This is a genomic window from Rhizobium anhuiense (assembly GCF_003985145.1).
GTDB lineage: Bacteria > Pseudomonadota > Alphaproteobacteria > Rhizobiales > Rhizobiaceae > Rhizobium > Rhizobium anhuiense.
On sequence record NZ_ML133525.1, the window covers coordinates 192,022 to 204,864 of the forward strand.

Sequence of the window (12,843 nt, forward strand, 5' to 3'; positions counted from 1 at the left end):
GGACTTGGAAAGTGAAAAGGTCTAACGCAACTTCATGAACAGAAGAGCGATAAACCTCGTTGAAAACAGCGTGCTCGAATCGGCAAAACGCACGATAGAGACCGAAAGACGCGGTCTTGAAGCGCTGGAACGGGCCCTTGACAATGGCTTGGCCGATCCTCTGACACGGGCCGTCGAAGTCATCGGCGACATCTCCGGCCGCGTCATCGTCACCGGCGTCGGCAAGAGCGGCCATATCGGGGCCAAGCTCGCGGCGACATTCGCTTCAACCGGGACACCTGCCTTTTTCGTGCATGCGGCCGAAGCCAATCACGGCGACCTCGGCATGATCGAGCGCGACGATGTCGTGCTGGCGATTTCCAAAGGCGGCGAGAGCGCCGAGCTCAAGAGCATCATCTCCTTCACCCGGCGCTTCTCCATTCCGCTGATCGCAATCACCTGCAGCGACCGTTCCTCGCTGGCGACCGCCGCCGATATCGTCCTTCTTGTGCCGAACGAACAGGAGGCCTGCCCCAATGGGCTGGCGCCGACGACCTCGACGCTGATGCAGCTTGCGCTCGGCGACGCGCTGGCAGTGGCGCTCCTGGAAGCGCGCGGCTTTACCGCCACGGATTTCCATGTCTTCCATCCCGGCGGCAAGCTGGGCGCCAGCCTGATGCATGTCGCCGATATCATGCATACCGGCGAGCGGCTGCCGCTCGTTGCCAAGGGCACGCCGATGCCGGAGGCGATCACGGTGTTATCGCGCAAGCATTTCGGCTGCGTCGGCGTGCTGGATGAGGATGGCCGGCTTTGCGGCATCGTCACCGAAGGCGATATGGCGCGCAATCTGACCCGCAATCTGGCCGAGCTCGCGGTCGACGATATCATGACCAAGACGCCGAAGACGGTGAAGCCGACGATACTGGCGACCGCGGCGCTGGCGCTGCTCAACCAGCATCATATCGGCGCGCTGATCGTCATCGACGACGACCGCCGGCCGGTCGGACTGGTGCATTTCCACGACCTGCTGCGCATCGGCGTCGCCTGATCAAGCTCGTTCGATCAAGCTCGTTTGATCAGATGGGCTCGACCGTCAGGTCGCGGCCGTTGCTTGAAACCACCTTCACCTGTGTTCCCACCGCAAGGTCCGGTCCCATCACCTGCCATAGCGTATCGTCGAGGCGGATGCGGCCGCGGCCCTCGCGGATCGGTTCGTGCAGCGTCGCCGTGCGGCCGACGAGGCTCGCGCCGCGCTGATTGAGGAAGGGCTCGTCGGTCGTTGCATTGCGCAGCGTCAGCCGCCGGCCGGCGAAGGTCGTGGCAACGGCGAGCAGCGCAAAAAGGATCGCCTGCAATTCCCAGACCCAGAAGGCGCTGTCCCAGAAGAGCAGCGACAGCGCGCCGACGATCAAGGCGGCAAGGCCGATCCAGACTAGGAAGAAGCCGGGTACGATCATTTCCGCGGCGAGCAGCACGAGGCCTGCGACCCACCAACTCCACGGACCGAGTTCGGCGATGATCTTCGCCAGCATGGCTTATCGCTCCTGATCGGGATTGAAAGGATTGGGAGTCGACGGATTGATCGGCGGCGTCGAGCGCGCCGGCGCGGGGCGCGGACGCGGCGGCAGCGGCGGCGGGGTTGCCGGGCTGTTGCCGGCATCGCCGAAGACCTCGCGGGCAATGGCGCCGATGCCGCCGAGCGAACTCAAGATGGAAGAGGCTTCCATCGGCATCATGACGATCTTGGAATTGGGCGCCGAACCGATCGAGGTGAGCGCTTCGGTGTATTTCTGCGCAACGAAATAGTTGATCGCCTGGATGTCGCCGGCGGCGATCGCCTCGGAGACCATTTTCGTCGCCTTGGCTTCGGCTTCGGCCAGGCGTTCGCGGGCTTCTGCGTTGCGGAAGGCGGCCTCGCGCTGGCCTTCGGCCTGGAGAATGGCGGATTGCTTGGCGCCTTCGGCTCGGAGGATCTGCGCGTTGCGCGAGCCTTCGGCCTCCAGCACCTGCGCCCGCTTCTCGCGCTCGGCCTTCATCTGGCGGGCCATCGCGTCGACGAGGTCGCGCGGCGGCTGGATGTCCTTGATCTCGACGCGGGTGACCTTGATGCCCCAGGGATGCACGGCCTCGTCGACGACGCGCAGCAGCCGGTCGTTGATCGCATCGCGGTTGGAAAGCAGTTCGTCGAGATCCATCGAACCCATGACCGAACGGATATTGGTCATGGTGAGATTGAGGATGGCGTTTTCGAGGTTGGAGACCTGATAGGCGGCCTGGGCGGCGTTCAGCACCTGATAGAAGGAGACGGCATCGGCCGAAACCGAGGCATTGTCCTTGGTGATCACCTCCTGGGTCGGCACGTTCAGCACCTGTTCCATCACGTTCAGCTTGGCGCCGACGCGCTCGATGAACGGGGTGATCAGGTTGAGGCCGGGCTCCAGCGTGCGGGTATACCGCCCGAAGCGCTCGATCGTATAGCGGTAGCCCTGCGGCACGGTCTTGATCCCGGCAAAGAGCACGAGGATGACGAAGATGACCAGCACGATGACGACAATGTCGAAGCCGCCGAACAACATGAAGAATTCCTCCTATCGGCGCATGCGCCCATACACTGATGTGGTGGGGTAGCATGTTCTTTGCGAGGAAGAAATGCCGTATGGATGCTACACATCCGTGTGAGGTGGAGGTTTCCTCTCGGTTGGGTTATTTGGATCTTCGCCAGCTATCCGTGCGGCGATGCTTTCTGAAAAGATCTCTCAGGTCCAGCCCTGCAATTCGCGGCGCACGACCTTTTCCAGCACCTTCATGCCGTCCTCGCCGTCGTTGAGGCAGGGGATATGCGCGAACTTCTCTCCACCGTTCTCATGGAAAGAATGGGCAGCCTGCTCGGCGATCTCCTCGAGCGTCTCCAGACAGTCGGAGACGAAGCCCGGATTGATGACGGCGATGCGCTTGACGCCGTCCTTGGCGAGCTTCTCCACCGTCTTGTCGGTATAGGGCTGCAGCCATTCCTCCGGCCCGAAGCGGGACTGAAAGGTGACCATGAAGTTTTCCTCGGTCAATCCGAGCCGCTCGCGCAGCAGCCGGCCGGTCTTCTGGCATTGACAGTAATAGGGATCACCCTGCTTGAAATAGGACATGGGGATGCCGTGGAAGGAGGCGAGCAGCATCTCGGGCTTCCAGTCGAGCGTCGAAAGATGTCTTTCGACGGAACTGGCGAGTGCCTCGATATAGGTCTCGTCGTCGTGATAGTCGGGCACGGTGCGCAGCGCCGGCTGCCAGCGCATAGAGAGCAGCTTCTGGAAGGCCTTGTCGTTGACGGTGGCGGTCGTTGCCGCCGCATATTGCGGATAAAGCGGGAAGAGCACGATACGGTCGCATCCCTCTTGCTTCAGCGCGTCGATGCGCGAAGCGATCGACGGCGTACCATAGCGCATCGCCCAGTCGACTTTGACGCTATCAAGATCCTTCAGGCGCTCGGCCATCAGCTCCGACTGGTTGCGGGTGTAGGTGCGGAGATAACTTTCGTTCTTCTCCTTATTCCAGATCAGCTCATAGGCCTTGCCGACCTTCTGCGGGCGGGTGTTGAGCACGATGCCGAACAGGATCGGGTACCACTTCCAGGGCGACCATTCGATGACGCGGCGATCGGTCAGAAATTCCCTGAGATAGCGGCGCATCGACGTGTAATCGGTGCCATCGGGCGTGCCGAGATTGACCAGCAGGACACCGACCTTGCCTGATTTTACGGCCGGATGGTCCGCCGGGCGGAGTGAAATATCTGCTGTCATTCTGGCCCCAACGCTTTTTTTGTCTCGTCAGCTCATACGCAGCCTGGAGATCGTGGTTCACCCTATAGAAAGAAAAGCCGGCCCGGGAAACCCCGGACCGGCCAGTGGCATCGGGACAAATCGTCTTACTTGGCGGGAACCTCGATCTCCTTGCCAACCGTCAGGTGACGTGGGTTCGGCTTGCCGTTGGCATCCGACAGCTTCCGCCACAACGTGCCGTCGCCATAGAAGGTTACGGCGAGATCCCAGAATGTGTCGCCGGCGGCAATGACGTGGGTGGACGGCGTCGTTGCGGCAGGTGCGGAGGCTGCCGGCGCCGGTGCGGGTTCCGCAGCGGGCGCGGGGGCTGCTGGTGCCGGAGCGGCAGGTGCCGGTGCAGCGGGTGCGGGAGCCGGCTCTGTGGATGGAGCAGGAGCAGCCGGTGCAGCAGGCGCCGGTTCGGAAGCGGAGGGGGCCGGCGCTGCCTGCGCCAGTTCCGCGATGCGGCCATCCGTGTATGGCTTATAGGGCGAATGCGCGGCGACGTATGCCGCAGTCACATCGGCAAGATCCGGGCCGAAATCATAGGCGTTCTGGCCCTCCTTGAAGATCGAATAGCCGTCGCCGCCGGCCCGCATGAAGTTGTTGGTGGCGAGTTTGTAGGTCTTGGCCGAATCGATCGGCGCGAAATTGGCGCCGTCCTTCACCTGAACATCGCTGACACGGCTGCCCGCGGGCTTCGACGGGTCGAAGGAGAATTTCAGGCCGGCGACCTGCGGAAAGCGGCCGGCGCTCTGGTCGATCTGGCTGACGCCGTTTTCGAGCGCCTTGACGACGTCTGCGCCGGTCAATTCAAAAGTGGCGAGCGTGTTCTGGAAAGGCAGGACGGTGATGACCTCGCCCTGGGTGACCTCGCCGCCGTCGATCGACGCGCGCAGGCCGCCGCCGTTCTGGACGGCGATGGTGACGCCCTGGTTCTTCGTACGGTCGAGCATGGCGTCAGCCACCAGATTGCCCATCGAGCATTCCTTGACGCGGCAGACCTTGCGATCGCCCTCGATCGGGCTTTCGGAGGAGCCGATGACCTTGTTGCGCAGTTCCTCGATCGGCTTTGCCAGTTCGGCGATGCGGGTAATGACAGCCGGATCGGGCGTGAAGGTGGAATCGATCAGGATTGGATCGCCCTTGGCATCCTTGACGACGCCGTTGTCGTCGAAATTGACGACGAGATCGCCGAGATACTTGCTGTAGGAAGCGGCCTGGACGACCGGCACCTTGTAGCCGCCGGGATTGTCGACCATCGTCGGATAGGGGCCTTCGGCCTTCGGATCGGTGTTGGAGAGCAGGCTATGGGAGTGGCCGCCGACGACGACATCGACGTCCGGAATCTTGGCGATCAGGGCGAGATCGCGGGGATAACCGACATGGGTCAGCGCGATGATCTTGTTGACGCCCTGGCCCTTCAGATCCTGGACGGCTGACGTAATGGCCTGGACGTCATCTGATATCGTGACGTTCGGACCGGGGGAGGACAGCTCGGGGGTATCATTGGTGACGGCGCCGACGATGCCGATCTTCTGGCCGCCGACATCAAGCACCAGCGAGGGCTTGATGCGGTCGCCGAGCTTAGAGGCAGCCGTCGCCTTGACGTTCGCCGTCACGACGGGGAACTGCACCTTGTCGAGGAAGGTCGCAAGCCCGTCCTCGCTGTCGTCGAATTCATGATTGCCGACGGTCATGGCGTCGAACTTCATCAGGTTGAGGAATTCGGCTTCGGCCGCTCCCTTGTAGGTCGTGTAGAACAGCGAGCCCTGGAAATTGTCGCCGGCGTTCAGGAGGACGACGTTCTTGCCGGATAGCGCCTGACGGCGCTGGTCGATCGCGGTCTTCAGGCGGGCAGCACCCCCGAAGCATTCCTTCTTGCCTTCCTCCTCGGCCGAGCAGGTGGAGTCGAATTTGTTGATCGATTCGATGCGCGAATGGAAATCGTTGATATGAAGAATATTAAGTTCGTAATCCGCAAAGGCGGCGCCCGCGCTCAGCGCCAGCATGGACGCGGTCAAAAGACCGAAGCTGAAAGACTTCGTCATCCCTGTTCTCCTGATTGAGGCGAAAGATTCCCCTGATCCCTCGCCGTTCCCTTTCATTGTGCGCCGGGGCGATTGCCCGGCCTTCGGATTGTTCCATCAGACGATGTGCAACCGCAAGAGAAAGCTGGGCCAGGCAGGGCGCTTTCCAAGGGGACAGGGCAAAAAAGCCGGGCTGCTTATCCCTGGCATTCGCCATCGGCCGCGTTTCGGTAGAGTTCGTGTACGGCCTCGGCAATATTCGGAACTGTCGCCAGCGCGATGACCAAACAGAAAAGGGCAAAGAGGCGATGAAAGCGCCGGCCGGTCCGGTAGACAAGGAATGCGCCCGCACCATAAATCAGGATTGCCGGTACGGCGAAGATCAACACCTGCAGCGGCCCGTCGCAATCGGGAGCGGCAATGCCCTGGGCACGATAGACATTGGCCGGCAAAATAACGGCAAGTGCCGCAAGCGGCATTGCAAGCAGCAGAACGAGGTAAAAGGCGAAGGCCCGCATGGTGTGCCTAGCCTATCGCCTCATCTTTCAGCCGCGGCGGGAAAGCGTGAACTGTGCGCCGGAATCGGAGGTGCAGTTCAACTGGCTCGGATTGACGAGAGCGCAATTGACCTTGGACTGGGTCTTGCGCACCAGCGAGGTCATGTTGATCTCCACCAGGGTCGGCGAAGTGTTGATATAGGTGCCTGAGGCGAGAAGCTGGTTGCTATCGGTGGTGCGGGTGGTGAAAGTGCCGCCCTGGAAGGTGGAAACGATGCCGTTCGGATCGCTCCAATTGCCTTCGACGCCGGTGGCGACGGGTGCGGTTGCAACCGGCAGGCGACGCGGCTCCGATGAAACACAGGCGGCAAGAGCGGCGGCTGCGCCGACAAGAACGAGACCAGTTCTGATTTTCATAAGGCTTCTCCCGGCGAATCGGCGCGGCGGACACCCGCCAAGTTCGGGCAAAACATGGCGCGCGCCCGGCTTGAAGGCAAGCCTTGGAGGGGCAGCGGCCAGCATTTAGACAGCAGGCGTTACAAAAATGCCCGCCTTGCGGCGGGCATTGTCAAAGCCGAGGAACTGATCTCAGCGAACCAGAATGTTCCGGAACTGCCACGGATCCTTGGTGTCGATATCTTCCGGGAAGAGGCCCGGACGGCCGTCGAGGGGTGTCCAGTCGGTGTAATGACCTTCGACCGGGCCGAGATAGGGCATCTGCACTTCGAGGCAGCGCTTGTAGTCGATCTCGTCGGCTTCGACGATGCCGGCTGTCGGGTTTTCCAGCGCCCAGACCATGCCGGCGAGAACGGCTGATGTGACCTGCAGGCCGGTGGCGTTCTGGTAGGGCGCGATGCGGCGGGTTTCTTCCAGCGACAGCCGCGAGCCGTACCAGTAGGCGTTCTTCTCATGACCGTAGAGCAGGACGCCGAGTTCGTCGATGCCGTCCTCCAGCTCGTCCTCGTCGAGAACGTGATGGACCGGCTGCGGGGTGCCGCCATTGCCGAACATCTCATGCAGCGAGAGCACGGCGTCGTTGGCCGGGTGGTAGGCATAGTGGCAGGTCGGGCGGAAGGTCACTTCGCCGTCCTTGTCGCGCACGGTGAAATAGTCGGCGATCGAGATCGACTCATTGTGGGTGACGAGGAAGCCATATTGCGGGCCGGGCGTCGGGCACCAGGTCCGCACGCGGGTGTTGGCGCCCGGCTGCTCCAGGTAGATCGCCGCCTTGTTGCCCTTCTTGTGCTTCTTGGCATTCTTCGGCATCCACTCTTCATGGGTGCCCCAGCCGAGTTCGGCCGGCTGCATGCCTTCGGAGATGAAGCCTTCGACGGACCAGGTGTTCCAGAAGACGTTGAGCGGCTTCGGATGCTTGGTGCGCTGGGTATCACGCTCGGCGATGTGGACGCCCTTGACGCCGAGTTTCTTCATCAGTTTTGCCCAGCCTTCGCGGTCGTGCTGGTCCGGCTCGTCGAATTTCAGGCCGGTGTCGTTGGCGAGGTTGACGAGCGCCTGCTTGACGAACCAGGAGACCATGCCCGGATTGGCGCCGCAGGTGGAGACCGCGGTGGCGCCGCCCGGGTTCTTCGCCTTTTCCTTGCGCACGGTTTCGCGCAGCGCATAGTTGGTGCGGTCGGCATTGCTCATACCCTTGTCGAAATAGAAGCCGAGCCAGGGTTCGACGACGGTATCGACGTAGAGCACGTCATGCTTGCGGCAGAGCTTGATGAGGTCGAGCGAGGAGGTGTCGACCGAGAGGTTGACGCAGAAACCCTGGCCTTCGCCTTCCGTCAGCAGCGGCTTCAGCAGTTCCTTGTAATTCTCCTTGGTGACATATTCCTTGATATGGCGAACGCCATGCTTCTTCAGGATCTCCATGTCGGAGGGCTCTTCGCGCGGGTCGATGACGACCATCCGGCTCTTGTCGAATTTGAAATGGCGCTCGATCAGGGGCAGGGTGCCGCGGCCGATGGAGCCAAAGCCGATCATCACGATCGGACCGGTAATTTCGGCATATACCGGATAGTTCTGTTCCGTCATTCTTTTCTCCTGTGGAAGGCGACGAAGGCGTTCAGCCCGAAGAATTATTTGAAATTGCCGCAGAGAGTGCGAGGTGACCGGCTCTAATCACAAAACGACGTCACAATAAAGAGCGTTGACGGGGAAAGGCCAAATATCGGTCGGGCGATGGAGGCCGGCGCGACTATCCACGATCGGTTCGCGTAGATTCAGCGCTTCAGGATTTCCAGCCCTTCGACCACCGTCGTTACGGCAAGCTCGGTGATTTCGTATTCGGCGATGCCGTGGATGGTGAAGGGATCGGCGGCGACATAGGCCTCGATCGCGGCCCGCTCGCCGATCGCCAGGATGACGCCGCCGGTGCGCGGCACCTTGCGGCCGGAGGCGAGGAACCAGCCCTTCGCATAACCCCCCTTCACCCAGGCCATATGCGGCTCCATCTGCCCGTCGGCTTCATCGTTGCACTTGAGATAGGTGAGGGAGAGAATGAACATGGTCAGTGCCTCAGAAGGTTTGCGCGGATCAGGCCACGCAGCGAGTTGCCGATATAAAGCGTGCCGGCATCGAGATCGGCAAGCGTGAGGCGGCCGACGCGGGCCTTGCGCTGGCAGATGAGTTCGGTGCGCAGCACGCCGGCGAGCAGGCCGCAGGAGATGGGCGGGGTGCGCAGAATGCCGCTCCCGTCGTCGAGGAAGATCGAGGTGATGGTGCCCTCGCAGACTTCGTCGTGCTCGTTCAACAGGATGACTTCATCGGCCTCATCAGGCCCATATTCGGCGCGGGCTCTCTCGTAGACGGCACGGCGCGTGGTCTTGACCCGCAGCAGCCTGTCGGCGGAATCCAGACGGGTCTCGGCGAGGCGGACGATCCAGGTGGTATCGGGCGCCAGTGGCACGAAAGCGGCGCTCGTCACCTCGATGCGGCCTTGCGCGTCGAAGGTCAGGCGGATGCGCAGCGGACCGGTAGCGCCTGCAACGGCTTGGTCGAGCTTGGCCGCCGCGTCGACCGGTTGCGGGAAGCCGAGGCGACGGGCGGAGCGGGAAAGCCGGGCGAGATGCAGCCGCAGCCGGATGAAGCCCTCGCCCGGCTGCCAGCGCAGCGTCTCGATCAACGAAAAATCGATCATCGTGCAATCCATTGATCGCCGACAGCGAAGCGGGCCTTGAGCAGGCATTCCTCATATTCGGCCTCGGCGGTCGAATCGAAGACGATGCCGCCGCCGACATTGAAGACGGCCCTGCCGCCCTCAAAAAGCGTGATGGTGCGGATGGCGACGGAAAAACGCATGGCGCCGGCGGGCGAGATCATGCCGATTGCGCCGCAATAGGCGTCGCGCGGGGCATCCTCGAGCGCATGGAGAATTTCCATTGCCCGCATCTTCGGCGCGCCGGTGATCGAGCCGCAGGGAAAAAGCGCGGAAAAGATGTCGCGGATCGAAAGATCGGGGCGGAGCCTTGCCTGCACATGGCTCACCATCTGGTGGACGGTCGGATAAGTCTCGATGTCGAAAAGCTTCGGGACGTCGAGCGTGCCGACTTCGGTGATGCGGGAGATATCGTTGCGCAGGAGATCGACGATCATGCGGTTTTCCGCCTGCGTCTTGATATCGCGGCGCATGGCCTCGATGATTTCGGCATCCTCGGCGGCGGTGGCGCCGCGTTTCGCCGTACCCTTCATCGGATGGGTCTCGATCCAGCCCTGTTCGTCGGTGCGGAAGAAAAGCTCGGGCGATCGCGAGAGGATGACCGGACCGCCGAGATCAACCAGCGCGCCGTATTTGACCGGCTGGCGTTCGATCAACGACCAGAAGGCGGCACGGGGATCGCCGTTCCAGCGGGCTTCGACCGGCATGGTAAGGTTCGCCTGATAGGCGTCGCCGAGCCGCAGATGTTGGTGGAGTCGGTCGAAGCGCTCTTTATATATATCGAAATCCCAGGCAGCTTTCGGAGCAGTGAGGAATTCCTCGTTTTCGAGACGCTGTTTGGGCTGGGCAAGCGGATGCGCATCCGGCTGCGGCGCATCGAAGACGCCGAAGCAAAGCAGCGGTGTTTCGCGGTGTTCCCCAGCGAAGGGGGCGAGTTTCTCCTCAAAGAAGTATCCGACCTCGTAGGCCATATAGCCGGCAAGCCATTTGCCCTCGGCCTTGGCCTGCTCCATCCGGGCAAGGCCCGCAAATAACTCGACGCGTGTGCTGGCAACGATGATCTCGGCCGGTTCGGCGAAAAGCATCACCTGCCCGGTCGTGTCGTCGCGGAAGAGGATGTAGGGTTGGTCAGCCACGCGCCGCTTTCAATTTGTTCTGCTCCTCATTGCTCAAAATCCAATGGGAGCGTGAGGCATTTTTCCGCTTCTCCCCACGGGGGAGAAGATGCCCAAAGGGCAGATGAGGGGGCGGAGCGGAGCGACGTCCTGAGCACATGCGAAGGAGAGGTTCAGCCGTGTCGCCCCCCATCCGCCTGCCGGCACCTTCTCCCCGAGGGGAGACGAGACCCGTTGCTGCCCTTCCGCCTTTGGAGAAGAGATCTCAGCCTCTATCCAACGCTTCCAACTCGTCGATCAGCCCTTCGATCATCGATAGGCCCTGGCTCCAGAACGACGGATCGGTGGCGTCGAGGCCGAAAGGCTTCAGCAATTCCGAGTGATGCTTGGTGCCGCCGGCCCTCAGCAGTTCGAAATACTTCTCCTGGAAGCCCTTCTCGGCCTTCTGGTAGACGGCATAGAGCGAATTCACCAGGCAATCGCCAAAGGCATAGGCGTAGACATAGAAGGGCGAGTGGATGAAGTGGGGGATATAGGCCCAGTAGGTCTCGTAACCCTCCGAAATGTTGATCGCCGGCCCGAGGCTTTCCGACTGGACGGAGAGCCAGAGTTCGCCGATGTCGTCGGCTGTCAGTTCGCCTGATTTGCGGGCGGTGTGGAGCTTGCGCTCGAATTCGTAGAAGGCGATCTGGCGCACGACCGTGTTGATCATGTCCTCGACCTTCTGGGCGAGCATCGCCTTGCGCTCGCGCGTGTCGGTGGTCTTTTGCAGAAGCGCGCGGAAGGTCAGCATCTCGCCGAAGACGGACGCGGTTTCGGCAAGCGTCAGCGGCGTCTGGCACATCAGCGCCCCTTGCGCACCGGCGAGAACCTGGTGCACGCCGTGCCCGAGTTCATGGGCAAGCGTCATTACGTCGCGCGGCTTGCCCATATAATTGACGAGCACATAGGGATGGGCCGAGGGAACCGTCGGATGGGCGAAGGCGCCTGGCGCCTTGCCGGGACGGACCGGGGCGTCGATCCATTGTTCGTCGAAGAAGCGCTTGGCGATGGCAGCCATCTCCGGGGCGAAATTGCTGTAGGCCGAAAGCACCGTGTCCTTTGCCTCCGGCCAGGAGATGATGGCGCTGGAGGTTTCCGGCAGCGGCGCGTTGCGATCCCAGAAATTCATCTGCTCCATGCCGAGCCATTTCGCCTTCATCTTGTAATAGCGATGCGAAAGGCGGGGATAGGCTTCACGGACGGCCGCGGCCAGCGCATCGACGACCTCGCGCTCCACCCGGTTTGCCAGGTGGCGACTGTCGGCGATGTCTTCGAAGCCGCGCCAGCGATCGGCGATCTCCTTGTCCTTGGCAAGCGTGTTGGTGATCAGCGTGAAAGTGCGGATATTCGCCTTGAAGGTTTCGGCGAGCGCCATGGCCGCTTTGCGGCGGGCTTCAGGGTCCTTTTCCTGCAGCCTGTTCAGCGCCACTTCGAGCGGTACTTTCTCGCCATCGATGTCGTAGCGAAGCTCCGCCATGGTTTCGTCGAAGAGGCGGTTGAAGGCGGCGGCCGATGTCATCGACTTCTCGAGGAAGAGCTGTTCCAGCCTGTCGTCGAGCTGGTAGGGCTTGTCCTTCCTGAGATCGAGCAGCCAAGGGCGATAGTGTCCGGCGGCGGGATCATTCGCCATGCAGGCGTCGACCACCGCGTCGTCGATGCGGTTCAGCTCCAACGCGAAAAACAGGAGGTGGCCGGAAAATTCGGTGATCTTGGCCTGCACATCGCCGTAGAGCTTGCCGTTTGCCGGGTTGGTGGTGTCGGAGAAATAGGTGAGGCCGGCAAAGGAGCCGAGGCGGCCGATGATATCGTCAAGCGCCTCATATTCCTTCAGCGCCGCGCCGATGCCCTCGGCACCGGTCTTCGTCGCGGCCTCAGCGAGTTTGCCCTTCCATTTTTCTTCAAAGGCGATTGCCGCCTTGCCGGCCTTTTCCATGTCGGCGACGAAAGCGGTCGACGTGGCGGAAGGGTAGAGATCCTGCAGCTTCCAGACCGGCAGATCGCCAAGCGCCGGATCGGCGGCCCCAGCTGGCGCTGCTGCCGACAATAGAAGGCTGGCGTGCGGGAGCTTGATTTTCATGGGTGCAATTCCTCTCCACTTTCATAACAGGTCTGATTGTCTAGCGCATCGGCCCGAAAATCGGAATCGATTTTCGGAAAGCACGATGCGCAGGTTCAAAGTGTTACAGCGTGCTTTGCGCGTCTGAA

12 protein-coding genes are annotated in these 12,843 nt (G+C 61.8%); 1 reads left to right on the forward strand and 11 read right to left on the reverse strand.

Translation table 11 applies throughout. The annotated features are described in order from the left end of the window. The first annotated feature begins 34 nt into the window (after positions 1 to 34). The gene (locus EEQ99_RS16135; protein ID WP_047616405.1) at positions 35 to 1,030 is read left to right on the forward strand and encodes a KpsF/GutQ family sugar-phosphate isomerase; all 996 of its coding nucleotides are present in this window, start codon (positions 35 to 37) and stop codon (positions 1,028 to 1,030) included. Positions 1,031 to 1,058: 28 nt separating this feature from the next. Here the strand turns inward: EEQ99_RS16135 and EEQ99_RS16140 are convergent, their stop codons facing one another. The 11 genes from EEQ99_RS16140 to EEQ99_RS16190 form a co-directional block, all read right to left on the reverse strand. Continuing rightward, complete coding sequence (locus EEQ99_RS16140; RefSeq protein ID WP_097543090.1) at positions 1,059 to 1,514, reverse strand: NfeD family protein; 456 nt, start codon at positions 1,512 to 1,514, stop codon at positions 1,059 to 1,061. A gap of 3 nt (positions 1,515 to 1,517) precedes the next feature. Continuing rightward, the gene (locus EEQ99_RS16145) at positions 1,518 to 2,558 is read right to left on the reverse strand and encodes an SPFH domain-containing protein (protein ID WP_028756669.1); all 1,041 of its coding nucleotides are present in this window, start codon (positions 2,556 to 2,558) and stop codon (positions 1,518 to 1,520) included. 180 nt (positions 2,559 to 2,738) lie between these two features. Further along, positions 2,739 to 3,773 (reverse strand): ferrochelatase, encoded by a 1,035-nt coding sequence (gene hemH, locus EEQ99_RS16150; RefSeq protein ID WP_028758602.1) that lies wholly within the window; start codon positions 3,771 to 3,773, stop codon positions 2,739 to 2,741. A gap of 125 nt (positions 3,774 to 3,898) precedes the next feature. Further along, positions 3,899 to 5,842: a bifunctional metallophosphatase/5'-nucleotidase gene (locus EEQ99_RS16155; protein WP_097543091.1), complete on the reverse strand. Its 1,944-nt coding sequence runs from the start codon at positions 5,840 to 5,842 to the stop codon at positions 3,899 to 3,901. Positions 5,843 to 6,018: 176 nt separating this feature from the next. Beyond that, complete coding sequence (locus EEQ99_RS16160) at positions 6,019 to 6,339, reverse strand: hypothetical protein (protein WP_028756666.1); 321 nt, start codon at positions 6,337 to 6,339, stop codon at positions 6,019 to 6,021. A 27-nt stretch (positions 6,340 to 6,366) separates the two neighbouring features. Continuing rightward, the gene (gene omp10 / locus EEQ99_RS16165) at positions 6,367 to 6,735 is read right to left on the reverse strand and encodes an outer membrane lipoprotein Omp10 (RefSeq protein ID WP_028756665.1); all 369 of its coding nucleotides are present in this window, start codon (positions 6,733 to 6,735) and stop codon (positions 6,367 to 6,369) included. A 171-nt stretch (positions 6,736 to 6,906) separates the two neighbouring features. Further along, positions 6,907 to 8,358, reverse strand: a complete 1,452-nt coding sequence (locus EEQ99_RS16170) for a homospermidine synthase (protein WP_028758600.1) — start codon at positions 8,356 to 8,358, stop codon at positions 6,907 to 6,909. 188 nt (positions 8,359 to 8,546) lie between these two features. Next, positions 8,547 to 8,831: a YciI family protein gene (locus EEQ99_RS16175; protein WP_127430749.1), complete on the reverse strand. Its 285-nt coding sequence runs from the start codon at positions 8,829 to 8,831 to the stop codon at positions 8,547 to 8,549. A gap of 2 nt (positions 8,832 to 8,833) precedes the next feature. After that, positions 8,834 to 9,463 carry an aminotransferase class IV family protein gene (locus EEQ99_RS16180; RefSeq protein ID WP_097543093.1) on the reverse strand — a complete coding sequence of 210 codons (630 nt, stop codon included), beginning with the start codon at positions 9,461 to 9,463 and terminating at the stop codon, positions 8,834 to 8,836. Continuing rightward, positions 9,460 to 10,566, reverse strand: coding sequence for an aminodeoxychorismate synthase component I (locus tag EEQ99_RS16185; protein WP_210304823.1), 1,107 nt, complete (start codon positions 10,564 to 10,566; stop codon positions 9,460 to 9,462). Before EEQ99_RS16185 ends, EEQ99_RS16180 begins: the two co-directional genes overlap by 4 nt. A 295-nt stretch (positions 10,567 to 10,861) precedes the next feature. Then, complete coding sequence (locus EEQ99_RS16190; RefSeq protein WP_097543095.1) at positions 10,862 to 12,715, reverse strand: M3 family oligoendopeptidase; 1,854 nt, start codon at positions 12,713 to 12,715, stop codon at positions 10,862 to 10,864. Positions 12,716 to 12,843 lie beyond the last annotated feature (128 nt).

What these genes read in the sequence shown, in the direction of transcription:
- EEQ99_RS16135 (WP_047616405.1), top strand. Translation starts at nt 35, where the DNA reads ATGAACAGAAGAGCGATAAACCTCGTTGAAAACAGCGTGCTCGAATCG.
- EEQ99_RS16140 (WP_097543090.1), bottom strand. Translation starts at nt 1,514, where the DNA reads ATGCTGGCGAAGATCATCGCCGAACTCGGTCCGTGGAGTTGGTGGGTC.
- EEQ99_RS16145 (WP_028756669.1), bottom strand. Translation starts at nt 2,558, where the DNA reads ATGTTGTTCGGCGGCTTCGACATTGTCGTCATCGTGCTGGTCATCTTC.
- hemH (WP_028758602.1), bottom strand. Translation starts at nt 3,773, where the DNA reads ATGACAGCAGATATTTCACTCCGCCCGGCGGACCATCCGGCCGTAAAA.
- EEQ99_RS16155 (WP_097543091.1), bottom strand. Translation starts at nt 5,842, where the DNA reads ATGACGAAGTCTTTCAGCTTCGGTCTTTTGACCGCGTCCATGCTGGCG.
- EEQ99_RS16160 (WP_028756666.1), bottom strand. Translation starts at nt 6,339, where the DNA reads ATGCGGGCCTTCGCCTTTTACCTCGTTCTGCTGCTTGCAATGCCGCTT.
- omp10 (WP_028756665.1), bottom strand. Translation starts at nt 6,735, where the DNA reads ATGAAAATCAGAACTGGTCTCGTTCTTGTCGGCGCAGCCGCCGCTCTT.
- EEQ99_RS16170 (WP_028758600.1), bottom strand. Translation starts at nt 8,358, where the DNA reads ATGACGGAACAGAACTATCCGGTATATGCCGAAATTACCGGTCCGATC.
- EEQ99_RS16175 (WP_127430749.1), bottom strand. Translation starts at nt 8,831, where the DNA reads ATGTTCATTCTCTCCCTCACCTATCTCAAGTGCAACGATGAAGCCGAC.
- EEQ99_RS16180 (WP_097543093.1), bottom strand. Translation starts at nt 9,463, where the DNA reads ATGATCGATTTTTCGTTGATCGAGACGCTGCGCTGGCAGCCGGGCGAG.
- EEQ99_RS16185 (WP_210304823.1), bottom strand. Translation starts at nt 10,566, where the DNA reads ATGCTTTTCGCCGAACCGGCCGAGATCATCGTTGCCAGCACACGCGTC.
- EEQ99_RS16190 (WP_097543095.1), bottom strand. Translation starts at nt 12,715, where the DNA reads ATGAAAATCAAGCTCCCGCACGCCAGCCTTCTATTGTCGGCAGCAGCG.